Annotated in this window: 30 protein-coding genes; 20 read left to right on the plus strand and 10 right to left on the minus strand. The window is 58.0% G+C overall.

What is annotated here, in order from left to right; translation table 11 throughout:
* Nucleotides 1-9 precede the first annotated feature (9 nt).
* The 15 genes from AC1RKH_RS09610 (at nt 10) to AC1RKH_RS09680 (ending at nt 12027) form a co-directional block, all read left to right on the plus strand.
* Nucleotides 10-249 (plus strand): hypothetical protein, encoded by a 240-nt coding sequence (locus AC1RKH_RS09610; RefSeq protein ID WP_493061562.1) that lies wholly within the window; start codon nt 10-12, stop codon nt 247-249.
* Nucleotides 250-254: 5 nt separating this feature from the next.
* Entirely contained in the window at nt 255-581 is a 327-nt protein-coding gene (locus tag AC1RKH_RS09615) for a GPW/gp25 family protein (RefSeq protein WP_493061563.1), read from the plus strand.
* Nucleotides 578-1462, plus strand: coding sequence for a baseplate assembly protein (locus tag AC1RKH_RS09620; RefSeq protein WP_493061564.1), 885 nt, complete (start codon nt 578-580; stop codon nt 1460-1462). Before AC1RKH_RS09615 ends, AC1RKH_RS09620 begins: the two co-directional genes overlap by 4 nt.
* 1 nt (nt 1463) lies before the next feature.
* Nucleotides 1464-2072 (plus strand): phage tail protein I, encoded by a 609-nt coding sequence (locus AC1RKH_RS09625; RefSeq protein ID WP_493061565.1) that lies wholly within the window; start codon nt 1464-1466, stop codon nt 2070-2072.
* The gene (locus AC1RKH_RS09630; RefSeq protein ID WP_493061566.1) at nt 2065-3615 is read left to right on the plus strand and encodes a phage tail protein; all 1551 of its coding nucleotides are present in this window, start codon (nt 2065-2067) and stop codon (nt 3613-3615) included. The genes AC1RKH_RS09625 and AC1RKH_RS09630 overlap by 8 nt, the downstream gene beginning before the upstream one ends.
* Before the next feature lie 8 nt (nt 3616-3623).
* Entirely contained in the window at nt 3624-4028 is a 405-nt protein-coding gene (locus AC1RKH_RS09635; protein ID WP_493061567.1) for a hypothetical protein, read from the plus strand.
* A 102-nt stretch (nt 4029-4130) separates the two neighbouring features.
* Nucleotides 4131-5297 (plus strand): phage tail sheath subtilisin-like domain-containing protein, encoded by a 1167-nt coding sequence (locus AC1RKH_RS09640; RefSeq protein ID WP_493061568.1) that lies wholly within the window; start codon nt 4131-4133, stop codon nt 5295-5297.
* A 12-nt stretch (nt 5298-5309) separates the two neighbouring features.
* Nucleotides 5310-5813, plus strand: a complete 504-nt coding sequence (locus AC1RKH_RS09645) for a phage major tail tube protein (RefSeq protein WP_493061569.1) — start codon at nt 5310-5312, stop codon at nt 5811-5813.
* Between the two features lie 12 nt (nt 5814-5825).
* Entirely contained in the window at nt 5826-6137 is a 312-nt protein-coding gene (locus AC1RKH_RS09650; protein WP_493061570.1) for a phage tail assembly protein, read from the plus strand.
* A 148-nt stretch (nt 6138-6285) separates the two neighbouring features.
* Complete coding sequence (locus AC1RKH_RS09655) at nt 6286-8739, plus strand: phage tail tape measure protein (protein WP_493061571.1); 2454 nt, start codon at nt 6286-6288, stop codon at nt 8737-8739.
* Between the two features lie 12 nt (nt 8740-8751).
* Nucleotides 8752-9597 carry a phage tail protein gene (locus AC1RKH_RS09660; protein ID WP_493061572.1) on the plus strand — a complete coding sequence of 282 codons (846 nt, stop codon included), beginning with the start codon at nt 8752-8754 and terminating at the stop codon, nt 9595-9597.
* On the plus strand, nt 9572-9778 hold the full coding sequence (locus AC1RKH_RS09665) for a tail protein X (protein ID WP_493061573.1): 207 nt from the start codon (nt 9572-9574) through the stop codon (nt 9776-9778). The genes AC1RKH_RS09660 and AC1RKH_RS09665 overlap by 26 nt, the downstream gene beginning before the upstream one ends.
* A gap of 73 nt (nt 9779-9851) precedes the next feature.
* A complete protein-coding gene (locus AC1RKH_RS09670) occupies nt 9852-10901 on the plus strand; it encodes a phage late control D family protein (protein WP_493061574.1) in 1050 nt (349 codons plus the stop codon).
* A 32-nt stretch (nt 10902-10933) separates the two neighbouring features.
* Nucleotides 10934-11497, plus strand: a complete 564-nt coding sequence (locus AC1RKH_RS09675; RefSeq protein WP_493061575.1) for a glycoside hydrolase family 19 protein — start codon at nt 10934-10936, stop codon at nt 11495-11497.
* The gene (locus tag AC1RKH_RS09680) at nt 11479-12027 is read left to right on the plus strand and encodes a lysis system spanin subunit (protein ID WP_493061576.1); all 549 of its coding nucleotides are present in this window, start codon (nt 11479-11481) and stop codon (nt 12025-12027) included. The genes AC1RKH_RS09675 and AC1RKH_RS09680 overlap by 19 nt, the downstream gene beginning before the upstream one ends.
* Here the strand turns inward: AC1RKH_RS09680 and AC1RKH_RS09685 are convergent, their stop codons facing one another.
* Complete coding sequence (locus AC1RKH_RS09685; RefSeq protein WP_493061577.1) at nt 12028-12273, minus strand: hypothetical protein; 246 nt, start codon at nt 12271-12273, stop codon at nt 12028-12030.
* Between the two features lie 223 nt (nt 12274-12496).
* Between AC1RKH_RS09685 and AC1RKH_RS09690 the strand changes: the two genes are divergently transcribed.
* The gene (locus tag AC1RKH_RS09690; protein ID WP_493061578.1) at nt 12497-13291 is read left to right on the plus strand and encodes a DNA adenine methylase; all 795 of its coding nucleotides are present in this window, start codon (nt 12497-12499) and stop codon (nt 13289-13291) included.
* Nucleotides 13292-13384: 93 nt separating this feature from the next.
* On the opposite strand, the gene AC1RKH_RS09695 is transcribed toward AC1RKH_RS09690, so the two are convergent.
* The 5 genes from AC1RKH_RS09695 to AC1RKH_RS09715 all read right to left on the minus strand — a co-directional run bounded on the left by AC1RKH_RS09695 (nt 13385) and on the right by AC1RKH_RS09715 (nt 19200).
* Nucleotides 13385-14035 (minus strand): DUF2931 family protein, encoded by a 651-nt coding sequence (locus AC1RKH_RS09695; protein WP_493061579.1) that lies wholly within the window; start codon nt 14033-14035, stop codon nt 13385-13387.
* The gene (gene tssI / locus AC1RKH_RS09700; protein WP_493061580.1) at nt 14028-17495 is read right to left on the minus strand and encodes a type VI secretion system tip protein TssI/VgrG; all 3468 of its coding nucleotides are present in this window, start codon (nt 17493-17495) and stop codon (nt 14028-14030) included. The genes AC1RKH_RS09695 and tssI overlap by 8 nt, the downstream gene beginning before the upstream one ends.
* Before the next feature lie 334 nt (nt 17496-17829).
* Nucleotides 17830-18579: a DUF8611 domain-containing protein gene (locus AC1RKH_RS09705; protein ID WP_493061581.1), complete on the minus strand. Its 750-nt coding sequence runs from the start codon at nt 18577-18579 to the stop codon at nt 17830-17832.
* The gene (locus AC1RKH_RS09710) at nt 18580-18894 is read right to left on the minus strand and encodes a hypothetical protein (RefSeq protein WP_493061582.1); all 315 of its coding nucleotides are present in this window, start codon (nt 18892-18894) and stop codon (nt 18580-18582) included.
* Nucleotides 18895-18984: 90 nt separating this feature from the next.
* Nucleotides 18985-19200: a hypothetical protein gene (locus tag AC1RKH_RS09715; protein ID WP_493061583.1), complete on the minus strand. Its 216-nt coding sequence runs from the start codon at nt 19198-19200 to the stop codon at nt 18985-18987.
* A gap of 542 nt (nt 19201-19742) precedes the next feature.
* On the opposite strand from AC1RKH_RS09715, the gene AC1RKH_RS09720 reads away from it, so the two are divergent.
* Nucleotides 19743-20042 (plus strand): DUF6124 family protein, encoded by a 300-nt coding sequence (locus AC1RKH_RS09720; RefSeq protein WP_493061584.1) that lies wholly within the window; start codon nt 19743-19745, stop codon nt 20040-20042.
* Nucleotides 20043-20077: 35 nt separating this feature from the next.
* Complete coding sequence (locus AC1RKH_RS09725) at nt 20078-20338, plus strand: hypothetical protein (RefSeq protein ID WP_493061585.1); 261 nt, start codon at nt 20078-20080, stop codon at nt 20336-20338.
* A 321-nt stretch (nt 20339-20659) separates the two neighbouring features.
* Here the strand turns inward: AC1RKH_RS09725 and AC1RKH_RS09730 are convergent, their stop codons facing one another.
* Entirely contained in the window at nt 20660-20788 is a 129-nt protein-coding gene (locus AC1RKH_RS09730; RefSeq protein WP_401119316.1) for a hypothetical protein, read from the minus strand.
* 282 nt (nt 20789-21070) lie between these two features.
* Nucleotides 21071-21559, minus strand: coding sequence for a hypothetical protein (locus tag AC1RKH_RS09735; protein ID WP_493061586.1), 489 nt, complete (start codon nt 21557-21559; stop codon nt 21071-21073).
* A 145-nt stretch (nt 21560-21704) separates the two neighbouring features.
* On the opposite strand from AC1RKH_RS09735, the gene AC1RKH_RS09740 reads away from it, so the two are divergent.
* Nucleotides 21705-22367, plus strand: coding sequence for a ribonuclease T2 family protein (locus AC1RKH_RS09740; RefSeq protein WP_123425704.1), 663 nt, complete (start codon nt 21705-21707; stop codon nt 22365-22367).
* A 251-nt stretch (nt 22368-22618) separates the two neighbouring features.
* Here the strand turns inward: AC1RKH_RS09740 and AC1RKH_RS09745 are convergent, their stop codons facing one another.
* Together AC1RKH_RS09745 and AC1RKH_RS09750 are read right to left on the minus strand one after the other, a co-directional pair.
* The gene (locus AC1RKH_RS09745; protein WP_493061587.1) at nt 22619-23272 is read right to left on the minus strand and encodes an HAD family hydrolase; all 654 of its coding nucleotides are present in this window, start codon (nt 23270-23272) and stop codon (nt 22619-22621) included.
* Nucleotides 23273-23323: 51 nt separating this feature from the next.
* Complete coding sequence (locus AC1RKH_RS09750; protein ID WP_493061588.1) at nt 23324-23860, minus strand: demethoxyubiquinone hydroxylase family protein; 537 nt, start codon at nt 23858-23860, stop codon at nt 23324-23326.
* Nucleotides 23861-24067: 207 nt separating this feature from the next.
* On the opposite strand from AC1RKH_RS09750, the gene AC1RKH_RS09755 reads away from it, so the two are divergent.
* Nucleotides 24068-25642 carry a sensor domain-containing diguanylate cyclase gene (locus AC1RKH_RS09755; protein WP_493061589.1) on the plus strand — a complete coding sequence of 525 codons (1575 nt, stop codon included), beginning with the start codon at nt 24068-24070 and terminating at the stop codon, nt 25640-25642.
* The last annotated feature ends 45 nt before the right edge of the window (nt 25643-25687 follow it).

Genomic DNA, 25687 nt, shown 5'->3' on the forward strand with positions numbered 1-25687 from the left:
GGAGCAATCATGGCCAAACCTCAAGAAGACCCCGTGGCGTTGGTTCAAGCCATCACCAGCAGCCCACCGTCGGCACCAGGGGCGCCGAAGGCGACCTACCGCGACACCGTGTACACGTCTCGTACGCTGATCCTGCCGGATGACCGAACGCTGGCCGTAGCGAAGGGCGTTGTGTCGGTCAGCACCTCGGATGATGGGGCACTGAAGTACCTCAAGTCCCACGCTGAGTTCGAGCTGCTTAAGGAGTAACCCCGATGATCGGAATGGATCGCCACACCGGGCAGCCCATCTCCGGCATCGAGCATTTACGCCAGTCTGTCGAAGACATCCTCGGCACGCCGCTGCTGAGCCGTCGGGAGCGACCGCTGTACGGCTGCAAGTTGCGGCGCATGGTCGACCTGCCCATCAATGAAGGCTGGAAAAGCGCTGCGCAGGCCGAAGCCGCTCGGGCCTTGGGCTTGTGGGAGCCGCGTCTGAAACTGGAACGGGTCCGCGTGGTGTCCGTTCTGGGCGGGCAAATCAATTTGAAGATCAGCGGCGAATACCTCGGTGTGCGCGGCACGTTGGAGGTGTGGGTATGAGTACCTTGGTGGACCTGTCGGAATTGCCGGCACCGGAGGTGCTGGAGCCGCTCGACTTTGAAGTTGTGTACGACGAAGCGCTGGAGGTTTTCCGTGGGCACATGGGCGACAACTGGACGGCATCGCTGGAAAGCGACCCGGTCACTAAGCTGCTGGAGGTCGGCAGCTACATCAAGCTTGGCAACCGGGCACGGGTTAACGACGCGGCCAAAGCGCAATTGCTGGCCTATGCCACCGGCGGCGATCTGGATCACTTGGCGGCCAACGTTAACCTGAAACGCCTGGAGATCCAGCCGGCCGATCCGCTGGCGGTGCCGCCGGTCGAGGCGATCCTGGAATCCCACGAGGCCTTGCGTGAGCGGGTGCAGTTGGCCTACGAAGGTTTGACGACCGCAGGGCCACGCAACAGCTACATCCTGCACGCTCGTAATGCATCGGCGCTGGTCGCCGATGCCACAGCCGAAAGCCCGTCACCGGCCTGTGTTGATGTCACTGTGTTGAGCCTGGAGGGCGACGGCGAGGCGGGGCCTGACTTGCTGGCGTTGGTCGCCGCTGCCGTGAATGACGAGGACGTGCGCCCCGTCGGCGACCGCGTGACGGTGCGTGGCGCCGAGATCTTGCGGTACCGCATCGACGCCGTGCTGCACATGAAAGGTGCTGGTCCGGAAAACGATGCCGCACTCGCCGAGGCGATCAAACGTCTGGAGACCTGGATCAACCCGCGTCGGCGGTTAGGGCTTGAAGTGGCGCGTTCCGGTGTTGACGCGCAGGTGCACGTGGCGGGCGTAGCTCGGGTCGAACTCAAGGATTGGCAGGATCTCGCCCCGACCAAGGCGCAGGCCGCTTACTGCACCGGATACAGCGTCGTGCTGGGAGGTTGAAATGCGCAGTCTTTTACCGCTCAACAGCACCTCACTGGAGCGAGCCATTGAGGCGACGTTCGGTGAGCAGATCCTCATCCCGCTGCGCACGTTGTACAACCCTGATACCTGTCCGGTTCATCTGCTGCCACACCTGGCCTGGGCCTGGTCCGTCGACCGCTGGGATCCTAGCTGGTCGGAGTCGGTCAAGCGGGCAGCGATCAAGGCGTCGTTTTACATCCATGCCCACAAAGGCACCATCGGTGCGCTGCGTCGGGTGGTCGAGCCGCTGGGTTACCTGATCGAGATCGTCGAGTGGTTCAACACGGTGCCGCAAGGCATGCCGGGCACCTTCGCCCTGAAGGTCGGCGTCTTGGACACCGGCATCACCGAGGCAATGTATCAGGAGCTGGAGCGGCTGATTGATGACGCCAAGCCTGTCTCCCGGCACCTGACGGGGTTAGCGATCAGCCTCGAAACCCAAGGCAATTTGAATATCAGTGTCGCCCTGTACGAAGGCGACGAAATTGACGTTTACCCGCCGGTGATGCGTGACATCGAGGTCACGGGCCGCTTCGGCGTGGTCGGTCGCGAACACTCCATAGACACCCTGGACGTTTATTATGATTGATGCGAACTCGCAGTTTTTCGCGATCCTCACGAATGTGGGGATGGCCAAGCAGGCGAACGCCGACGCGCTCGGCATTCCCTGGAAGATCACTGAAATGGGCGTGGGTGATGCCAACGGCACCGACCCCATCCCCAACGCCGCGCAAACCAAGCTGATCAGCGAATGGCGGCGCCGGCCGCTGAATCAGCTCAAGATTGACCCGATCAACCCGGCGGTGGTCATTGCTGAACAGGTGATTCCGGCCGACGAAGGCGGTAAGTGGATCCGCGAAATCGGCCTGTACGATGCCGACGGCGATCTGATCGCGGTGGCCAATTGCGCACCGAGCTTTAAACCGATCTTGTCGCAAGGCTCGGGCCGAACACAAATTGTGCGCATGAACTTCATTGTCACCAACACCGGGAGCATCACCCTCAAGATCAATCCGGCGGTGGTGCTGGCCTCGCGGGCCTACGTCGACGCGGCCATTCTGGAAGTGCTACCGAAGAACAAAGCCCCCGGCGAGTGGACTCGGGTCAAGACCAACGATCGCGGGCTTGTGGTGTCGGGCGACAACCCGGACACGCTCGCCGGAATGGGCATCAAGGACAGCTACACCAAGGCTGAAATCGAGTCGATGATTGCCCAGGCCTCGGCGCTTCCGGTCGGCACTATGGTGGCGTTTCCGGTGAACAAGGTTGCGCCCGGATTTCTGGAGATTGACGGCAGTGTAAAGAGTGCTGCGGTCTATCCGGATCTGGCAACGTTCCTGGGCACAGCGTTCAACAAGGGCGATGAGGGCGTTGGTAACTTCCGTCTTCCCGAATCGCGCGGCGAATTCCTGCGTGGTTGGGACCATGGGCGTGGTGTTGATCCGGGCCGCGTCATTGGTAGCTGGCAAGATAGTCAAAACAAGGCGCACACGCATACCAATGGTGCCGTTGGCTTTGGTACCGGGTCACTAAGCGGCGGCAGCGCAAATTACGCTCTGTGGGGGAGTATCGCTACTGGCTCTTCTGGCGGCGATGAGGCCCGCCCCCGAGGCCTCGCAGTAATGTGGTGCATCAAGGCCTGGAACGCGCCGATCAATCAGGGAAACATTGATATTGCCGCCTTGGCTACTTTGGCGACGCAGGCGACAGAGCTAAAGCTCGGCACCGCAAAGATCGCTACTGAATCGCAGGTCGATGCGGGAGCGGATGACGCCACAATTGTTACGCCGAAGAAACTCCGGTGGGGGTTTTCGATGTTGAAGGCCGCCAACGGATACATCGTTTTTCCCAGTTGGTTGGGCGGTTTTATTATCCAGTGGATGTATGTCACCAACTCCAACAATTTGGGGACAGGCTTTTCCAGCGTCGCATATCCCATCCCTTTCCCCAATGGAGCATTAGGTGCGGCGAAAATCAACCTTGCCTCTAGCGGCGGGAGCTATGCGAGCTCTGATGCCAGTTACAACAGTCTGGATAATGCGGGTTTCTCTTGGTTGGCTTACAGCGGTAGCGGCGCGCTGGTTACGGGTGTCGGTGGCGTCGGGGTTCGTTTTGTTTTTTTTGGATGCTAGGTGCGATCATGGGCGATAAATATGCCGTTTTCGGCAAAGACAACATCCTTAAGGCGCGCTTGATTCGCGGTGTTCACGCTATTCCGATGGACGCGGTCGAGGTCGATGATGAGTTGTGGTTCAGGCTTATCCAGGAAACAGAGTGCATATGGGTACTGGACGCCGAAAGCAAAGTATCCCAGCGCCCGATGCCCGAACCGCCACCACTGACCGCCGAAGAAAATGAGAGGTTACGTCTGTCGGCCTATGCCAACCCGCTGACCGGATCTGATCGTTATTTCTCGGAAGCGTTGCGCATGCAGGTCATGGGAGAGGATGGCTGGGAGGAAGTCCGGGCGGCCGGTGTGACCCGCTACAAAGCCATTCAGGCGGAATTCCCATGGGCACCGCCTGATGTCGAAGAGCCTCAATAACGCCCTGTACTGACGGGGCGTTTTCTTTTCCGCTGCGTGCAACACGAACCCCCTCACGGCCTCGCTCATGCGGGGCTTTTTCGTTTTTGGAGATTGAGCCTTATGAGTTTCTTTCACGGCGTCACGACCACTTCGGTCGATACCGGCGCACGCACCATCTCGTTGCCGTCGTCTTCGATCATCGGACTGTGCGACACCTTCACCCCGGGCGTCCTCGGTGGCGGCACCGCCAAGGCCGGCGAGCTGAAACTGATCACCACCGAGCGCGAAGCCATTGCTGCCTTTGGCGCCGGTGCGGCGATCACCCAGGCCTGTCAGGCGATCTACAGCAAAGCCAAGGCCGTGATCGTGGCCATCGGCGTGCCCAAGATGGAAGACGCTGCGCTGCAGACGTCGGCGATCATTGGCGGGGTGCTGGCCTCGGGGCAGCGTACCGGCCTGCAGGCGTTGCTCGATGGCAAGAGTCTGTTCAACGCGCAGCCGCGGCTGCTGATCGCGCCAGGGCATTCGGCCACACAAGCGGTGGCCACGGCGCTCGATAGCCTGGCGCAGAAGCTGCGGGCTATCGGCATCATTGATGGGCCATGCACCACCGACGAGGCCGCCATGGCCTACGCCGAAAATTTCGGCAGTCGCAACCTGTTCATGGTCGACCCGGGCGTGCAGTTCTGGGACACCGGCTCCAGTGCGACGGTGGATGCACCGGGCTCGGCCTGGACGGCTGGCTTGTTCGCCTGGACCGACGCGACATACGGCTTTTGGGCATCCCCGTCGAACAAGGAGTTTGCCGGCATCACCGGCACTACCCGTGCGGTCGAGTACCTGGATGGTGACGCAACCTGCCGGGCCAACCTGCTCAACAACGCCAATATCACCACGATCATTCGCGACGACGGGTTTCGTCTTTGGGGCAACCGCACGCTGTCCAGCGATCCGAAGTGGGCCTTTGTCACTCGGGTTCGCACGCTCTTCATCATCATGGATGCGGTGCAGGCGGGTCACAAGTGGGCGGTCGACCGCTCGATCACCAAGACCTACGTCAAGGACGTCACCGACGGTCTGCAGGCGTTCGGGCGTGACCTGAAGAACCAGGGCGCAGTGATCGAGTTCGAGGCGTACCCCGACCACGAGCTGAACACGGCCAGCCAGATCGAGCAGGGCAAGGTGTATTGGCGCATCCGCTTCACCGACGTACCGCCGGCTGAGAACCCGAATTTCCTCTTCGAAGTCACCAACGAATGGATGACCGAAGTGCTTGAATCCGCCTAAGGAGGCCCCCTGATGATTCCTGAAGTTCTGTCCAACTGCGCCGGCTTTATCGACGGCGTGAGCTTTGCTGGTGAGATGCCAAGTCTCACCCTGCCCAAAGTAGTTCTGAAAATGGATACCTACCGTGGTGGAGGCATGGCCGGTGAGATCGAGATCCCGACCGGCGTGGAAAAACTCGAAGCCGGGTTTACCACCAACGGCGTGCGCCGTGAGGCCTTGAAGTGGTTCGGCCTTTCGGATCGTACCGCGTGCAACGCTGTGTTTCGCGGCTCTTTCAAGGGCCTCAAGGGTAAGGTCACTCCGGTCATTGTCACCATGCGCGGCGGCCTCAAAGAGGTCGACATGGGCGACTGGAAACCCGGCGACAAGGCCGAGACCAAACACAACATGGCGCTGACCTACTACAAGCTCGAAGTCGATGGTCGGTTGATTTACGAGATCGACATGGTCGGCATGGTGCTGGTGGTGGATGGCGTCGATCAACTCGCGGATGAACGTGCGGCCCTGGGCCTCTAAGGACAAACAAACATGACTCAAGCAACTGTAAAAGACACGCTGCCCAAGTGGCTGCACATCACCGAAGACGGCTTTCGCATCACCCTCAAGTACCCGACCGATCTGAGCGGCATGCTGGTCGACAGCATGTCGATGCGCGCCCCTTGCGTGCGCGATATTCGGGCCGCGCAGGCAACCTGCAATGGCGACGAAGAGAAGCGCGAAATGTCGCTGTTTTCGTCGCTGACCCAGACCCCTGAGTCGGATCTGATGGCGCTCAAGCTGGTCGACTACATGCGCCTGCAGGCCGGTTATTTTCGTCTGGTCCAAGACGACGGCATTTGATGCGACCACGTTGAAGACGCTGGCCAAACGGGTGGCCAAAGAGACTGGGTTCTCGGCGGCCGAGATCATGGTCATGCCATTCAACGAGCTGGTGTGGTGGCTCACGGATTGAGCCACCTTCCATTTTTCCGATGCATAGGGCACGCACATGGCGAACAAACTGGCGCTCGGCTTTGTCATCGGCGGCGCCGTCGATTCGACGGTGGGCAAAGCGTTCAAGGACGTCGAAAGCAAGATCAAACAGCTGGACGAAACCGGGAAAAAAGCACGGGTGTTGCAGAACACCATCGGCGACACGATCCGTCTGCGCGAGGAGTGGCGCAAGGCACATATGGCCGGCGCCGAAGGCGCGGGCAAGCTGCTGACCAAGCTGGAATCCAACCTCAGCCTGCTGAAAAAGCAGGGTGTCGAGGTCGGCCGGCTCAGCAAGGCGTACACCGCGATGGGCCGGGCGGCGGCCGGGGCCGAATTGAAGGCGTTGGGGCACCGGCAGTTGGAGGAAGGGCGGTCTGGCCTCAAAAGCAGTCTCGGTCAGGCAGGCGCCATGGTCGCCGCCGTGGCCATTCCGACCAAGGTCAGCGCGGACTTCAGCGCGATCATCCGCGACATCTCGATCAAGGCCGGCATTGCCAACACCGCGCAAGAGCAGGACATGTCCCGCACGATCATCACCACGTCACAGGACACGGGCATGGCCCGCAACCAGGTGGCCGAGGTGGTGAACGCCCTGGTCGGTGCCGGCATGGATCTGAGCAAGGCGCTGGACTACGCCCCGACGGCGGCCAAGTTCGTCGTCGGCCAGGGGGCGGACGGTACCGAAACCGCGAAGATGATCAACGCCCTGGGGCAGAACGCCAAAATCACCGATCCGGCGATGATGCAGAAGGCGCTGGAGGCGATCGCCTTTCAGGGGCAGGCGGGCAGTTTCGAGTCGGCGGACATGGCCCGCTGGTTCCCCGAGCTGCTGGCCAACATGGGCAACCTGAAGATCTACGGCATGGACGCGGTGATCCAGCTGGGTTCGATCCTTCAGGTGCAGATGAAAACGGCCGGCGGCGCCGATGAGGCGGCCAACAACCTGAAAAACTGGATGGGCAAGATCGGCTCGGGCGAAACGGTGGATGCATACAAGAAGGCCGGGATCGATTACCAGGCCTCGATGACCACCGGGCTGCAGAATGGCATGTCGACCCTGGAGTCGAGCTTTGCGTTGGCCCAGAAGTACATTGCCGCGACCGACCCGAAGAAGGCCAAGGCGATGGCCGAGGCGACGGCCAAGATCAGTAAAGAGACCGATCCGGAAAAGGCCAAGGGCATGATCATCGCGTTGGAGGAGGCCTTGCGCACCGGTGACCTGTTTGCCGACATGCAGGTCAAGGCCGCGTTGACCGCGTACATGCAGAACAAGGATCTGTACAACCAGCTTAAAAAGGACTCGGCGGACGCCACCGGCATTCTCGACAAGAACTTGGCGGAGCGCCGGCAGACGTCCTCGCAAAAGTGGGCCGAGATGGCCCAGAGCATGGACGACGGTATGCGCAGCATCGGCGATGCGTTGCGACCGGTCACCGACGCGGTGGCTGACGGCATCACCAGCGTTGCCCGTCGCCTCACTGAGCTCTCCGACGAATCCCCGCGTTTGGTGACCAAGATTGGTACCGCTGTAGCCGGATTGGTGGTCCTGAAGACGGCGGTCAGCGCTTTCAAGGTGGGTAAGGGGCTGATGAACCTCGGGCGCGGCACTTTGTTGGGTAACCCGAATATTCCGCAGAAAGTGATCGTTACCAACCTGCCGGCCGGTAGTGGCGGACTGGATGGCGGCATGGACGGCGGGGGCACATCGGAGAAATCCGGCAAGTCAGGTACGCGAGGCGGTCGCGGTGGCTCGGTGGCCAGAGGCATGAAAGGCCCTGCGGTATTCGCGGTGGTCGACGCAGGGGTTAAGGCCGTGGACACCTACAATAACGCGGTGACCCGGGACGAAAAAGCCGAGGGGTACGGTGAGGCCGCCGGTGGATTGGCCGGCACTTTGGCCGGTGCCGCAGCTGGGGCAGCTATCGGCTCCATGGTGCCGATTATTGGCACCATCGTTGGCGGACTTGTCGGCGGTGCGTTGGGTAACTGGGGCGGTGATGCGCTCGGTGGTTACCTGGGCAAATCGATGTTCGGCACGGACGAATCGCGGAAGACCCTGCCTGCAGCTGGGCCGCTGATGATGACCAATGCAGGGCGGAGCATCCCGCTGGTGATGGGGGATATCGCTCGCTCTTTTGCGCCACCGAAGTCTTCAGCTGCGCAGAGCCTGCTGCCTGAACGGGGGGCGGATGGCGCGGCCCTGGGCGATGTCACTCGGTCCCTGAGCAAACCCTCGGCGCCCAATGTGCCGGCCTTGTTGGCACCGGTCTCGGTACCGCCAAAGACCGAACCACCGAAGATCGAGCAGCGGGTCGAGATCCAAGCGCCGCTGCACATCACCGTGCAGGGCGATGTGAAGGATCCGGCGCAATTGGCGCGGGAGCTGCAACCCTACATTGATCAGCAAATGCGCCAGGCCACGCAGCAGATGCAAAACCGCAAGCTGTATGACGAGCCGCATGTGTAACGAGGAGGGCCTATGGCTTACATGGAGCAATTGCAGGCGGGTCTGAAAAACCTGGCAGCAGCGGGGGAGACCGGGCGTCGTAGCCTCGACGGCATGATGGGGCCGGTCAACGGCGCCATCAGTGAAATCAGCGGCGCGGCCTCGGAGCTGGAGAGCTTGCCGATTGTCGGGCCGGTGGTCGGTCAGAAGCTGCAACGGGTCATGCGTAGCGTCAACGCCGCCCAGGCCAAAGTGGGGCAGGTGGTGGCCACGTACAACAAGGCCACGCGGGCCGTGTCACAGATCGATGAGCGCATGGGCCAGCTGAAAGAGCAGGCTGCCCGGGCGTCCACTGCGATCAACAAGATCGCCGGCAAGGTCAGCCCATCGCTGGCCAACATCGTGCCCACCGGATCGCTGGCGGGCGATGCCACACCAATGCCGGAGGCGGTCACGCCGTTTCCGCACCTGCTGATCATTCAGCCGCAGGATCCGAAGGCGCAGCCGTACTACTTCAACCTGGATACGGCCGCTTTCGACGAACTGCGACGTTCGACGGAGTTTCGCTGGGCCTCCCAGGAACGGCTGACCCGTCGACCCGCGCAACAGGCGGTCGGCATGGGTGAAGAAAAGATCACCCTCAAGGGCGCGATTTTTCCCGGGTTCAAGGGCGGGATCAAGCAACTGGACACCTTGCGCAGCCTCGGTGCCCAGTTGAAACCCCTGACCCTGACCACCGGTTATGGCGATGTGCTCGGGACTTGGTGCTTGAAGAACGTCGAAGAAGAACAGAGCGCGCTGCTGCAGGGTGGGATCCCGCGCAAGCAGGCGTTCACCTTGGAGTTTGTGCGCTATGGCGACGACCTGCAGAACGTCTGACGGGGATCTGCTCGATACCCTGTGTTACCACGCCTATGGCCATCTTGGCGGCACCGTCGAGGCGGTGCTGGATGCCAACCAGGGGCTGGCCGATGAGCCGCAACCGTATCGTGCCGGCATTGTGATTGTGCTGCCGGATCTGCCGGCTCCCACCGATGAGGTGGTGATGTTGTGGGGCTGATGCCGACGCCCAGCACACCGCCTCGATGACACTTATTTGCCCGCCTTGTGCGGGCTTTCTTTTGGACAAAACAATGACCCCTGCCTTTCGCGTCGTGGCCGACGGCGCCGACATCACGGCCCTGATCAATGATCGGCTGCTGCAGCTGAAAACCACCGACAAGCCCGGTATGGAGTCCGATGAGTTCGAGCTGCGCATTGATGACCGTGACGGTGCCGTGGCACTGCCGCCACGCGGGGCGGGTATCGAGATCTACCTCGGCTACGCCGAAACATCATTGGCTCGCGTCGGGCGCTATGTCGTCGACGATGTGGATTTCTCCGGACCGCCGGACACCCTGGTGATTACTGGCAAGGCCAGCGACATGCGTGGCAGCGGCAAGACCACACGTAGCGGCAGCTGGGAAGACGTGCCCTTGTCGCGCATCGTTGCCGATGTCGCCACGCGTAACGGCTGGCAACCGGTGTGCCCGGTGCAGACCAAGGTGCCGCGTGCCGATCAGCTCAACGAGTCAGACTTCAATTTCATCACCCGCTTGGCCAAGCAGTACGACTGCACGGCCAAGGTCGCCGATGGCAAATTGCTGGTGATGCCTCGACAGGGCGGGCAGAGCGCCTCGGGCAAGGCCTTTGGCGTGGTCACGATTCATCGCCGTGACGTCAGCCGCTTTCAGTTCCGGCTGGGTGATCGCAACTCTCACAAGGCAGTGTCGACCAAGCACCAGGACAAGAAAAACGGAAAGCTCGTGGTCGTCACCCTGGACAATGACGACTCACCGGACGGCCTGCCGCCGGTGCACACCGACCGTCACATCTACCCGAACAAGTCGGCTGCCGAACAAGCTGCCAAGGCGCGACTGGCGGCCTTCAACCGGTCGACGGCCGGGGTTCGTCTGGAGATGCCTGGGCGCACCGACCTGTTTGCCGAACGTTCGATCAATGCCCAGGGCTTCAAAGTCGGCCTCGATGGCGAGTACCTGGTGGACTCGGTGGAGCAGGTGTTCACCCAGTCTGGCTGGAGTACGACCGCTGAGTGCAATGGCGGCAAGAAGGGCAAGGCGAAAGCCAAAGGCAAAAAGAAAAAGCCGGCGAAGGATCTGAAGGTCGTTCAGCTCAAGCAGTAGCGCCGCATCCCCCAACCCCATGGAGATACGCTATGTCACTGACAGAGCAACAGCTACAGCGCATCATGCCCAACGCCCGCCGCCAAGCGGGCGTTTTTGTATCCGCCCTAAACACGGCGATGGCCCGTCGGCAGATCAATACGCCGAAACGCCAGGCCGCATTCCTCGCGCAGGTCGGCCACGAGTCCGGTCAACTGCAGTACGTCCGCGAGCTGGGCGGCGACCAGTACCTGAGCAAGTACGACACCGGCACTCTGGCCGTGAAACTGGGCAACACCCCGGAGGCCGACGGTGATGGCCAGCGTTATCGCGGTCGCGGCCTGATCCAGATCACTGGCCGCAATAATTACCTTCGCTGCAGCCTGGCGCTGTTTGGCGATGAGCGATTGTTGCGCACCCCTGAGTTGCTCGAGCTGCCGCAATGGGCTGCCGAATCGGCCGCATGGTTTTGGTGGGTGCGTGAGCTGAACGCCCTGGCGGATCGGAATGAGTTCGAGGCGATCACCCGAAAGATCAATGGTGGTCTCAATGGACTGGAGGATCGGCTGCAACTGTGGGGGCGGGCGAGGGCAGAGCTATGCGTGTCGTCGACCTGATCCCAGCGCCTTATCGGCTGTTCGCCATCGGCGTACTGCTGGCCGTCTTGGCCGGCGGCTCCGCTACGGCGGCCTGGCAGGTGCAGGACTGGCGCTACGGCCGGCGGCTTGAGCAACAAGCTCGCCTGCAGGCTGAACGCCTCAACCAACTGAGTCTGGCCGCAGCAGCGCAGCAACAAGCCGAGCACGACAAGCGTCTGGCCCTGGAACAGCGGCTTTCGGCCAGTGAGCAAACCTATTATCGAGCCCTGAGTGATGCCCAACGTGATCAAGGTCGCCTGCGCGACCGTCTTGCCACTGCTGATCTGCGCCTGTCAGTCCTACTCGACGTCACCGATGCAGCCAGCGGCGGCTCAGTGTCAGCCGCCACCACAACCGGCGGCGTGGTTCATGGCGCCACAAGAGCCCAACTTAACCCAGCGCATGCTCAACGAATTATCGGCATCACCGATGCCGGCGACCAAGGACTGATCGCCTTGGCGGCTTGTCAGGCGTATGTAAAAGAGTTGGTACAAGTCTTCAAGCGATGACTAGAGATCAAGATACAAATGGCTAATGCATGTGCCGCACGCTGAACGACCATATGTTGCGGATGCTCTACGTGCCTCTTTTTCGGCTTGGCAAGCGAAGGCGGTTTCAATTGCTTCAGAATTATCCATCTTCTTGCAAATTGATTTTACCTTCGGAGTACATCCGTCTTTGGCCGCATTTTGTGTAGCTTCAAAGAGGTGGTACTCGCCAGTTACTTTCTTCTTTTTAAGTGAGTAGACAATCATTTGATACGCTCCTTGCTATGTAGTGTCAAAACGATATCAATACTAGCTCGCGCTTATAAATAAGCAACATTAAAAAAGAGCGGCCGGGGTGGATGCGTCAACATCCAACCCGGCCGCCGTCCCTGCAGACTGTCCCTGCAAGTCCAGCCAAGGCTCTCGCTTCGTGCACAAAGCGCGGCGAGCCTAGCACCTGTTTATCCATACAGTAAAGGTCTTGCTTTCAATGTCTACACCCATCATCCCTTGGATGGGCGGCAAACGCCGCCTGGCCGACCGCCTCATTCCACTTTTTCCGCCACACGAATGCTACGTTGAAGTCTTTGCCGGCGGTGCCGCGCTGTACTTCATGCGGCCCCAGGCCGCGCCCGTGGAAGTCCTCAACGACATCAACGGCGACCTGGTCACGCTGTACCGCGTCGTGCAGAACCATCTGGAAGAATTCGTGCGCCAGTTCAAATGGGCGCTGAGCTCACGCCAGGTGTTCGAGTGGCAGAAGATGACCCGCCCCGAAACCCTCACCGACATCCAGCGCGCCGCCCGATTCTTCTACCTGCAGCACCATGCCTTTGCCGGCAAGGTTACCGGGCAGACGTTCGGTACTGCCACCACCGGCCCGGCCATCAACCTGCTGCGGATCGAGGAAAACCTCTCGGCTGCGTGGCAACGTTTGTCCGGCACCTACGTCGAGAACCTGCCCTGGCTTGAATGCGCTGAACGCTATGATCGTGCCCACACCTTCCACTACATGGACCCGCCTTACTGGCAGACTGCAGGCTATGGCGTTGATTTTTCCTTCGACAACTACGAGCGAATGGCCGACTTCATGCGCCGCTGCAAAGGCAAGGTGATGGTCAGCATCAACGATCACCCGGACATCCGGCGCGTGTTCGAGGGATTCCACTTCGAGACTTTGGATATCCGCTACAGCACCGCCAATCAACGACAGGGCAAGGCCGAGATGAGCGGGGAGCTGATAGTCATGAACTGGGAGCCGGCTGCTTTGGGAGGATTGTTCTGATCGGTATTTAACTTCTGCAGAGGAACCGGCAGGACCTTTGGTCCTGCCGGAGAGGGGCTATTTCAAATTACAACAAAGCGGTAGTTCCCTCTGCTACCAAGAGCCATACGGTACACCAAACTTCTCGACATAGGCTTTGGATTCATCAGAGAGGAAGTAGTACTCCCCGTCAGACTTACCTTCATACGGTCCACGCGGATCAACCGTGCCCTGTACGCGAGTCACTTCGAGTGGTGGCAGGCAGGGGCCGAGCACCCAGACTTTGGCAATGCCGCCGGGGGCCAGACCCACGACCAAAGCTTTGCGGTAATCCGTTATCCATTTCCCGTCGGCAGCACAAAAGGTTTTTTCGCCCTTGCGCATAATCGTTCTAGTTGATTCCGGTATTTCTATATAAGCCTCATAGGTTTTGGGCTCGACCAGGGATTGCCAACGAACATAAAGCAGTCGTGGTAAGTCGGCATCCATCACGTATTTACCTTTGCCCCAGCTTGGCTTTGCAGGCCATCCTTTAGGGTGGCCCGTGTTATTTGGGGGTGAATGTATTGCAGCGATACCGCTCATCGCACGTTTGTAAACATGCTCTTGAATGTCCACCACGTCAGCTGTTTCTATCCACACCTCCATGTAGTTAGGTGCGGAAAACCCCAAGCGCCAAGCGTCATAAGGTAATGATCGACTATTGGCGAGCGTGCAGCCACTGAGCAATAAGGCGGCGATAGCGATTCGTAAAAGCTTACTCATTAGGGTGCACCGTGCGCTTAGAGTCATCGTTGGGCCGATTGATAAAGACCACGCTCAGTTCGCTGTTTTTCAAATCTTTTACGGCATTCCAATTGGCAGACAGGTGGACGTAGCGCTGATAGAGCAGCTCTTCTTCTCCCGAGCTCAATCCGATCGTTTTGGTTTTACCCAAGGCATAGTCCATCAGTTTTTCGGCGATCGGAACGAGTTCACTAGGAAGCGCAAGTCTTGGGTCCTTTTCTTGGATCTGTCGGAACGGTACACCATTTTGTACCGCCAGCTCACGCATGATACGCAGGTAAATCAAGGCCAGATCACTGCGCACTTCGCGCTGGCTACTGACGGCTGCATAGACGTGTTTACCACTGTAACTATCGCCCTTGGTTCGGCGGCTATACGCCACTTCCCAGGATCGCACCTCCAATGGAAGATTATATTGGAATAATTGGTCTTGAAGTTTTCCAAGGTCGTTCAGCGCAAGCTTGTAACTGGAGGCTGTAGACGATGCAGTGTCTTGCTCAACATCACTGCTACGTGGTTTGCTCAGTAGTATGCGCTCCACGGCTTTGGGTCGATATCCCCCTCCAAGGTCAGAGTGCACACCCGGCAATACAATATCAGCGCCCCCAACGCTATTAAGGGAAAAATTGTAACGCCGCTCATCTCGGGCAACCAAGTGAACCACTTTCTTAGCAGCATCCGTAGCAAGGAACAGATTGATCCCCGGGTTGTTCGCATTGTTGCCATCGAAGTCGCCAACCAATGGGTTGGCAATGGCCGCTACTGTGTCGTAGATACCGATAAAATCTATCGACACATCCTTTTTGGCCTGCCATTTAAAACCATCGGTTAATACAGGAGAGCCAGCAGGCAGCGCTTTGGCGAGAATGCTCTGTTCACCCTTAAGCACTTCGTTGGCAAAGTCCCGTGCGGCGGCGGCTCCGCGACTGAACCCAAATATATCGAACTCGATTCGCTCCACACGTTTATCTGGATTGTTTTCTCTAAATCTCCTGAGTGCTTCAAGAAATAGCGCTGGAGTTTGTTCTACACGAGCCCTGACGCCCTGTGCCCCCAACCCTGTACTTTGTGAGTACAGGGAGTCGTCTCCGGTGCTACTGGTGCCGATTCCTTCCAGATAAATAGCTAAGTTTGCGGTTGTCGCTTCGGCCGGTAGAGTTTCATCTATTTGATCGTTGTACAGGTCATACAGCTTGGCCACGTTACTGGTGTCATTCCCATAGCTGTCGTCGGGTGAGCTGCCTTTGCCATCGTAACCATGAGATGCACAGTACTGACGAATATCCTCAGCTGCATCTTCCAGGTTCACGTCCGGTGCAAAGCAACCAAAAGCGCGTTCACTGTTCGTTCGGTTGTTGCCAGTGCCGTCGAAGAACACGCCCACCCGCAGGGTAATGTCTTCCAGTTCGACCTCTTCTTCCTCTTCCTCCAGCTCCTCTTCCACCGGTGGTGCGGCGTTCAACGCACCCATAGGAGGCGCCTTGAGCAACTGTCCGGCAGCGGCCAGAGCGGCAACCCCAGGAATCAATGGTGCGAGGATCTGAATGCCCGTCCCGGCACCCGGCGCACCCCCTGAATTCACCTTCACCTCAGCCCCACTAATCGTCACACCCCCCGCATCAACCTTGACGAAACTCCCCCCGGCCTTGGCCGTCAGTTCCATTCCACCCTCAACCACCACCTTTTCACCAGCGTGGTAATGAATCTCCGTCCCGGCTTCAACAAACTGCGCCGTGCCGACCTTCACATGCTGGGTCACCCCGACCGTCAGGTGATCATCGGCCCGCGCTTCGGTCTTGCGATCCAAATGGGTAATGCGGTGTTCTTCAGCCTTGAGTTCGGTGAGGGTGTTGGCTTCGACGGTGTCGTGGCGTTCGTTGCCGACGCGGATTTTCTGGTCGTGCTCGACGTTTTCGTCCCAGTCGCGTTGGGCGTGCAGGTAGATTTGTTCGGCACCTTTTTTGTCTTCGAGGCGGAATTCGTTGTAGCCCTTGCCGCCCGGTGAGCTGAGGGTTTTGAAGGTGCTGCGGGTTTTGTTCGCCGGTAGGTCGTAGGGGACGACGTTTTCCTTGTGGTACAGGCAACCGGTGACCAGTGGCTGGTCGGGATCGCCTTCGAGGAAGGTCACCAGCACTTCCATGCCGATGCGCGGGATGGCGATGCCGCCGTAAGCGCTACCGGCCCAGCCGCTGGCCACGCGAACCCAGCAACTGGTCTTGTCGTCGGTCTGGCCGTCGCGGTCCCAGAAAAACTGCACCTTGATGCGGCCGTATTGATCGCAATGAATTTCTTCGCCTTTGGGCCCGGTGACCACCGCGGTCTGGCTGCCGATACCCATGGGTTTCGGGTGTTCCAGGGCCGGGCGGTAATGCGCGTCCCACGGGGTGGCGAGGAAGCGGTTGCGGTAGCCCTGGTGGAAGTCATCCTTGTTCTGGGTGACGTCACTGGTGATGGACTCGCCCAGCACTTGCGGCTGTTTGCCTTCGTGAATGACTTCCAGCAGTAGCCAGAGGTCGTTCCACTCGGCGCGAGGGTGTTCGCTCAAGGCGAGGAAATGGCCGCTGACCAGGATCGGTTGATCGCTTTTGCCTTCGGCCAGTTGGTAGTCGCTGCGATGACGCTCCAGGGCGCGGGTCGCCAGTTGCTTGCCGCGCTCGCGGTCGGTGAAACGGCCGGGATAGTCGTAGTCTTCCAGGTCTGGCAGGAACGCACTGCTGGCCGCGCCTTCAGGCAGGATGCGCGGTTTTTCGAAGTCGTAATCGCGGCGGCTGACGCGGCTGGTGCGGGTTTCCAGGCGCAGGTTGAAGCGTTTGATCACCGGTTTGTCGGCGCTCATGCCGGAGTCTTGCTGATAGGTCACCGGCGCCAGTTTGCGGAACACCGTCTGGTCATCGCCGAACACCAGCGTGTGGCCGCTGGCACTGTGCTGGAAGTGGAAGTGAATGCCTTCTTCTTCGCACAGACGCTGGATGAAATGCAGGTCGGACTCGTCGTACTGCACGCAGTACACGCGCTCGGGGTAGATCGCGCCAAGCTGGAAACGGTAGGCGTCGGACAGAATGCCGCGGGCTTCGAGGACCTGGGCGATGATCTTCGGCACGCTCAGTTGCTGGAAGATTTGCTGGTCATGGTTGTGGCGCAGGTAGTTGAGCTGCGGGGTCAGGCTGATGCTGTAGCGCGTCAGGCTCTTACCCGAATCGCCCTGAGCGATGCGGTAGACCAGGCCATGAATGATCCCTTCGCCGGTACTGCCGAAGGTCAGGCACGCCGGTTTGTGCAGCAGCTCTTCAAGCTTGAGGTCGGGGCGGGTGCTGACCAGTTCGATATCGAAGCAGAACGGCTGATTGAGGGCTTCGCGGCCAATGAAACTGAGTACCTGAAGGTCGACGGAAGCGCCTTCAATAGTGAGCGAAATATGGGTAGCGTTAGCATCCAGCATGCCGTGAATTCCATCCATTGAAACGATCTAGGACCTGGATGGTGCGGGATTAGATCCATTACCTCAATACAGAAATTGCCGCGAGGCATTACTGCGGCAAAAAATCAGAAAACTCCTACAGTGCCACTACTCTGTTGGAATCCTTGGAGTTAGAGGCAAGCTTAGGGAAAACTTAGGGCAAAACAGAGATCGTTGTACGCCGCTACGGGCCTTACAAGCGAAGGTTTTTTCCAAGTTTCAGTGGCCTCGGGCGGTGTGGCGTGGGGGCGGAAGGGGTTCGAATCCCTATCCCTGCTAGACTCAATGAGTAGCCGATCAATGAAATGGTAACTACTCACTCTGGTGCTACCTTCCTAGCGTTCCTGTTCGCCCAAGCGAGGTGCAATGTTTCGGGCGTGTTGCCCGCGTGGAGCAGGCGTAGTGCGTTATCGGAGTATCGTGGATGCCGTTGACTGCCAAACTCAAAGACCATCACATTGGAAGCGTCTTCATCGATCGCAAGGTGATCCCTAAGGGCTTTACAGCGAGGCGGGGTAATCTCTAATTTTTCAGATAGTTGTTGTGGACTTAAGTGATATTTTTTCTGAAGATCAACCTCGCGGATTGCCCCTGCCGCTCCAGGGTCGTCGCCTGATATGAAGCGAACAGGTGCTCCCTCTTTCTTGCTAAAATGAACTTTGACGGTTAATCCCTCACCTGTCACGTCGCTTGCAAGAGTCATCAATCTAGGAAAAATTTCTGAGACTTCAGTGCCATTTTTTATAGCTCTTTCAATACGATCAATATCTCGCTCTGATACTGCGATTTGCTCAGTGACATGCCCCTCCATTGCAAGAAGGGCTCTGATTCTTCCGCGAGCTTCGTCTCGCGCTCTTTTATTTGGAGCAAGAAGCTCTGCAATTTGTGTGTATTCGTTATCGATCAGCAGCTCAAACTCTCTCAATGGTTGAGTCGAAAGGGGGAGAACTCTCAGCGGTAGATTGCTCGCAAGAGAGTCTCCGAAATGCAGCTTTAGAAGTTCGTCGATAGTTGTGATTAGGGCTCGTGCATTTAAATACAGTACCTCTTCAGATACAACAATCATTCAGTGTTGGGCCGCATCGCGCATCGCATCAATAGTTCTAACTGTTCCTGCTTGGGATGCATTCATATATCCGTTGGATGTCGCCACATTCAAGGCCTTCTCAAGCCCAATAGAAATGCCTTTTTCTTTTTCGAACACCGGTTGAGATTTTTGAATCAGCAAAGCTTTAACAAGCATCTCACTGCAGTGCTGCAAGTGTAGAAGTACGGATTCGGTACGACCTTGGTCGTCGTGGCTATTGAATACCTCCAGGCCACGCCGTAACGATGCAATACCTTTGCTTTTTAGTGTCCGCGCTTCTCGCTTAAGCTTCATAGTTTCATCCCTTTAGCGGCATGCTGACTAGAATTTTGCCTTGCGCGGATCAATGCGATCCTTGCTCGTCCTGGCAATCAGTACAAGATGCTAATTCGTATTCATCTGCTTTAGCCTGGCAAGTCCTTGCTTAATATAGCCTGCGTTTTCCCCAATCGCATGCAGGGATCCGCGCACATTTTTACCTACCTCCACCGAATTCCGCTGCTCCACCCACAGCGTCAATTCCATCACGGCCGCTTCCAAGGCCAGCTGGTTGTCGTAGATTCTTTCCAGCAAATCCGATAACGAATACTCGTCTGACATGGCATCGACTCCTTTCGAAAAAAGAACAAGCATAGTACCGGTAGTGCCCTTGGTGGGCAGTAATCGCGGCATGCTTAAAAATTGCTACAAAGCAATGTGTTTTCGAGGGATTAGCCAGTCAGGCCGGGGGGGAAGTGGGGTACTACGCCCAATCCATCATCGGGGCGACGGCGAAGCAACAGGGCAATTTTTCACAATTGAATCCAGCTTCCAAAACACCACATCAGCATCGGATATTTCCCGCAACCCGCATCGGTTCTAGCCGCTTTGCCGCCAGCCTCCTCACCAGATAACCTTTCCCCGTCGCTGCAAAATCAGCGGCCGGATGTGGAAGTCCGTTCTATAGCTAAAGGCGCCCAAGCGCCCATAAACACATGTCGGCGTTTTTTATGCCAACATTGTCGTGTTATGGCGGCTGTGCGCGGGGCACTCCCGAGTGCGCCGGGTTCCTTTAGCCCCGGTCTTCCACACCTGCGTACAGCTGCCACCCTCATGTGGAAGTGAGATTGGTAGTTCACTGAATTGCTAAAGGAGCTTCACTCATGAAAAAGATCACCCCCAATCCCCCCGAAACCCCAGCCGTTTCCGACCCTACCACCCACATCTTCACCATCGCCCCAAACATCGACACCGAAACCTTGCTAATCCATACCTCCGAAACCCTAGCGTCCCTAAACGCCATGACCACCGACCTGGCCTTCGAGCTCGAAGGTTCGCGCCGTCATGTGGCGTTGGCGATGCAGCAGTTGGTTGTACTCAGCGAGTTGCTGGTGAACCGAGCGCTGGAGCACTTCGACACGCCGGATGCGGCCTCCGGGGTTTCGTCCGCGGCTCGTCACTGAGTGCTCACGCTGGTTCATTCATTGGAGGTTCTGCCATGGCTCGATACATGCCGATCACTGGCATTGATTGCACAATTCCGTCGCTGCTGATTGATACCGAAGCGCCGGTCGATGTGCTGCACGACACGGCGGCGTACCGTATTCGCAGCGTGACGCAATTGCTGGAAACGCTTTCCCTGGGCGAGGGGATCGGTCGTGATGCATTGCTGTTGCAGGACTTCGCGCGGGTGTTGGCGATTCCGCTGCGCGATGGGTGTGATGTGATGGATGTGATCGGGCGGCGATTGCAGCGGTAAACAAAGGGGCGATCGTGAGGTCGCCCCTTTGGTTGGGTGTCCTTTCCTGTAGTAGCTGTCGAGCCTGCGTCAGGCTCGGGTTGTGTTCGGATGAGGCGGTTGTAAATCAGGCAATGCGTTCCTTCAAGCAAACTGCGTATGCAGGATTTGCGAGGACTTCGTCCTCGAACGCAGCCTCGCGGGCTCGGCAGCTGCTACGGGCATAGCCCTTTTCCGTGTTTCAACTTTGCGTAGATATCTGTCGGCGCAGTCAGCGGGGTAGATTGGGTTTTTGAAGTGATCAAATATATCTGTTCACTTATCTCGGAAAATAACTGGCAGTCAGTCGGCGCTCTCGTTAGCGTCTTTCATGGCCTGCTCTTTTTTCCGATTTTTTAAATCTCTTCTGGCAGCCCAAACAAGGCCAATGATTGTAACGGCAACAAAGATGATGATTTGTTCAGTAGGCATTTGCTTTCCTTCATAAGGCATCCGTTGGAATAGCGACGTCCCTGAATTCGCATAAGGTTTGTCCATGCTAATCAACGAAAGGAATGCAATTGTTAGGAATGTGTACCTCAGATGTAAAAGAATGTGATCGGAGGCGGGGCGTGAATAATTAAAGTGTTACAGAAGTTGTAGATAGTGTGTAGGGACGACCATTGCGGCCGCCTCTTGTTTATATCGAGCATTTTTTCGGGATTGGCAGGGAAGGGTGATACACCACGCTCCTTCCCCGCGTTGCTCTTGGCTTTAGAGCTCCAAGCCTTCCTGTATCACCGAGAGGAAGTTGTCCTCATCAAGCTCCACCGGATTTGGCTGTGGTTGTCCATTGCGCGAAATGCTCTGGATCTGCCACTGCGCTTCACCGTGTTCGGTCTCGGTTCGGCGCAAATACAGCTCTTTGCCTTTGGCGAGGACATCGACACGGCCCATGCCACCAATGATGAAGCGAGCAATGGGGTCGAGGGTGATGCTGTTGTGGTTGCCCTCGATCAGCAGTTTGTCGATGGCGTAGTTGAAGGTCTCGCCGGAAGGGAGGTTTTCGATAACGTGTGTGGGGACTCGGCGAATGTTCAAGCCGGCTTCAGTCAGTGGCTCCAGCCATGTCTCAAGCTGGTGGTACATCTCATAGACCTGTATCGGCCAATGCTCAATCGCCGTATCTGCGCAGGCTTCAGCGTCAGCGCGGGTTTGCTGTTTTTGCTTCAGTTTTGCGGCGAGCTCATCTGCCTTACTCATTTCGATGTCCTATCGTGACGTCAGTGTAAGCGTAGCCACTTCAAGGTACTTCACCCGGTTGAGTGACGGCCAGCTAGAATCCGCTGCAATGACAGGTTCACCACGCTGAGAAAGATCAACCGATCTGTCCCAAAGGAGAGGGTTAATGAAAAAACTGTATGCACTGGTCGCGCTGTTTGCGCTGACGATTGGCAGCGTCGGCATGAGCGACGCTCGGTCCCATCGCGATAAACAGCAGACCGAATCGGTGGCAGGGGTGTTTGATTACTACTTGCTGACGCTGTCCTGGTCACCGACGTTTTGCCTGACTCATCAGAACAACCCGCAATGCTCGGGCAAAGGCTACGGCTTTGTGCTCCACGGTCTCTGGCCGCAGTATGCCAAGGGCGGTTGGCCGGAGTCGTGTCCGCCGATGGTGCCTTTGTCGCCAGCGGAGCAGAAACAAGGGCTGACGCTGTTTGTGACACCAAAACTGCTTCAGCATGAATGGTCCAAACACGGTACTTGCAGCGGCCTCGGCGCTTCGGGTTATCTGGATGTGGCGGACAAGGCGGTTGGCGCGGTGAAGATCCCGGACAAGCTGAAACCCTTGAGCACCGAGATCTACTTCCCGGCGCAGGAAATTGCGCAGATGTTCCGTCAGAGCAATCCCGGAATTCCGGAGGATGGTATTGCGATTGTCTGCAACGGACCTGAGCTGTCGGAAGTGCGCGTGTGCCTCGGTAAGGACTTGTCGTTCGGGTCTTGTGGCAAGGGCGTGAAGAGTCAGTGTCGTGCGGGGGATATTCGGGTTCCGCCAATGCGATGATGGGGAGCATGAGCGTTTTATCGGCATAAAAAATGGGCGACGTCGGTTAATGCCTGTCAGTTAAGCGAAATCCATGTGGGAGCGGGCTTGCTCGCGAAGAGGGAGTACCAGTCAACATTAATGTTGCCGGGCACACCGCCTTCGCGAGCAAGCCCGCTCCCACAGGTTCCGCACCTTAACTGACAGGCATTAACCGAAGTCGCCCATTTTTGTGTGTTCGTTGCGCTGATAATGTGTTGCCTGTCGGTTCGTTATGCCGGCTCACTCAGGGCCTGCACAGGCAAACCCAATGCCACCAAGTCTTTGCGCAGCTGTGCCGCACTGGTGAACTGCAGCGCAGTGAAACCTTCCCGGCGTGCACCTACGATGTTCGGCGCGTGATCATCGATAAACACCGCATGGTGGCCTTCGAACTGATAGCGAGATTTCAGCAGTTGGAAGATCGCCGGGTCGGGCTTGATGATGCCTTCTTCGCCGGACACGAGGATTCCCTCGAAAGTGTGCAAAAAGGGAAAGCGCTCAAGGGCAATCGGGAAGGTTTCGGCGGACCAGTTGGTCAGGGCCAGCAAGCGGATACCCTTGGCGTGCAGTTCATCGAGGATCAGCACGGTTTCTTCCAGCACGCCGCCGAGTGTCTCCTCCCAGCGCTCGTGGTATGCACGAATCAGCGCCTCTTGTGACGGATGCCGCGCGATGGCTTCCTCAATCCCTTCCTGCCACGACCGGCCTGCATCCTGGCGCTCGTTCCACTCGGGAGGGCACACCTCTGAAAGAAAGGTCTCCATGGCCTGTACGTCATTACCGAAGATTTTTCGGTAAAGGTTTCTTGGGTTCCAGCGAATCAGGACATTGCCGAGGTCGAACACAACGGTGTCGATGGTTGTCGGGTTGTTCAGAGCTTTCATGCGTTTCCTCCTTGGATTGGCTTGTGTGGGCGGTTTTAGGGTGCCCCTGTTTTACCGCATCCCAAACCGAATAACACCCTCTGTAAACAAACTGATCATCCACCGGAACGGTCCATACAGCAGCGCGCTGCCGCCTTCGATTCGGCCGGTATCGCGGTGGTTTTCCTCATCTTCCAGGATCGACTGGACCGTTTCCCAGGCCGCCGAATCGTTCCGGCTTTCAAGGTAGGAGAGCTGGTTTTTCAGATGGCCCACCACCACCGACTCCACGGCCCAAGTGCAGGCCATGACGCCGCTTTTTCCCAGTAACGCCGAGATAAAACCCATGAACCAGCCCCCGGCGCCGCAGAGCCAGTAGCTCTTGCACTTGATGCCGTTGCGGCGCTGTATCTCTTCCCAGAACCGGTTCATGTGACGTTTTTCGTCTTCCATGAAGCTTTCCAGAAGGGGCACGTAGTCCCTGCGCAGCAGTCGGGATACAAAGATCTGCGATCGGTAAATGTTGATGGCGCCAAATTCTCCGGCGTGGTTCACCTTGAGAATCTTTCTGGCGGTGTCCAGCGATGCGGTGCTGTCTTTGTATTTCATTGGGTGTGGACGTTCACAGGGCTGTATCGGTGGGGAGCATTGATGTTTCAAATGAGCATCGACGAATCCATTGAACAATACAGGAGAAAGGGCCGCGAATTTATGACTCGCGCCGCTATTTGCCCCTCATCACCCCCGTAAGCTAAGCTCCCCGGCACTAAGGGAATTGGGCTATTGCTCATGCCTTACCCTTCAAGGATGACGCTTTTGCCTACCCCCATTCACGATCCTCATTACGCCCCCGGCGGCCCTCTTAAACGCTTGCCTCTGCGCAAAGCCGCGGTGATGTTTGTTGCGGCGGTTTGCCTGTGTTTGTGTGGCTTGCTTTACCTGCAACTGGAGCAGTCCCGGCGTCATGATTTGTCGCTGGCCGAGGTGGCTTCGGCGAACCTGACGCGGGCGATGGCGCAGCAGGCGCAGGACACGTTTTTGAGTGCGGACCTGGTGATGACCAGCCTGGTCGACTGGATTCAGGCGGACGGTTTTGGCGTTTTTCAAAACCCGCGGTTGCAGCGGACCTTTGCGCGGCGGGTGCAGGCGCTTGAGCAGTTACACGGTCTGTTTCTGTTCGATAAAAATGGCCAGTGGGTGGTGACGTCGTTTGATGATTTGCCGCGTGATGGGGGGGTGACTGATCGCGACTACTTCACGTTCCATCAGCAAAACCCTTCGTTGCTTGCGCACATCGGGCCGGCGATTCGTAGCCGGCAGAACGGCGAGTGGATCATTCCGATTTCCCGGCGGGTGAACGACCGGAACGGCGAGTTCCAGGGCGTATTGATGGCCGGGATCAAGCTGGCGTACTTCGATCAGTTCTTCAAAAGCTTCAGCCTCGATGACAATGGCGCGATGTCTCTGGTGTTGGCGGACGGGACGTTGCTGGCCAGGCGACCGTTTGAGGAGGCGCGAATAGGCGAGTCCCTGATGCACGGGGATATTTTCCAGAAGTACCTGCCCCATGCCCGTTCCGGGAATGTGATGATCCGTTCGGTGGTGGACGGCGTGGTTCGGCTGTATGGCTATCGTCAATTGGACGCTTATCCACTGGTGGTTACGGCGGCGACACCCGAAGAGGTGATTCTTCGGGGTTGGTACGCCAGCGCCTATCAATCCAGTGTCATCGTTGCCCTGGTGGTGCTCGGCGTTGGCCTGTTCGGCTGGGTGTTTGTACTGCAGGTTCGCAACGGTGAACTCATCGAGGCGGACTTGCGTACCGCGCAAGAGCGCCTGGAAGTCATCGCGACTCACGACAGTCTGACCGGGTTGGCGAATCGTCGGCTGTTTGAACGAGCGCTCGACATCGAGTTTGCACGGGGTGCCCGTCAACAGCGTTCGTTGAGCCTGATCATGCTCGATATCGATTTCTTCAAACGTTACAACGACACCTACGGTCACGTGGCGGGGGATCAGTGCCTGGCGGAAGTGGCGCGTGTGGTGAAAGGTTGTTGTCAGCGCAAGTCCGATCTGGCGGTGCGTTACGGCGGTGAAGAGTTCGCGGTGCTGCTGCCCGACACTGACATTCGCGGCGCCTTTGCGATCGCCGAGCAGATCCGTCACAGCGTCAAGGACAGTCACATCATCCATTCCGGCGCGCCGTCGGGGAACCTGACGGTGAGTCTGGGCTGTTATGCGTTTGTACCCAGCGACGGGGACAGCATCGAAGTGTTCATTGAGCGGGCGGACGCAGCGATGTATCAGGCCAAAAATTTTGGTCGAAACCGCACGATGGTGTTGTCGATGGACGGCACTCCCGACACGGCTGTGTGTTCAGAAGTTTGCTGAGGGGCAGGGCATCGGTTGTAGATTGAGTCCGCCTGACATTTTTAT

Source organism: Pseudomonas sp. GW822-FHT06B12 (assembly GCF_058799675.1).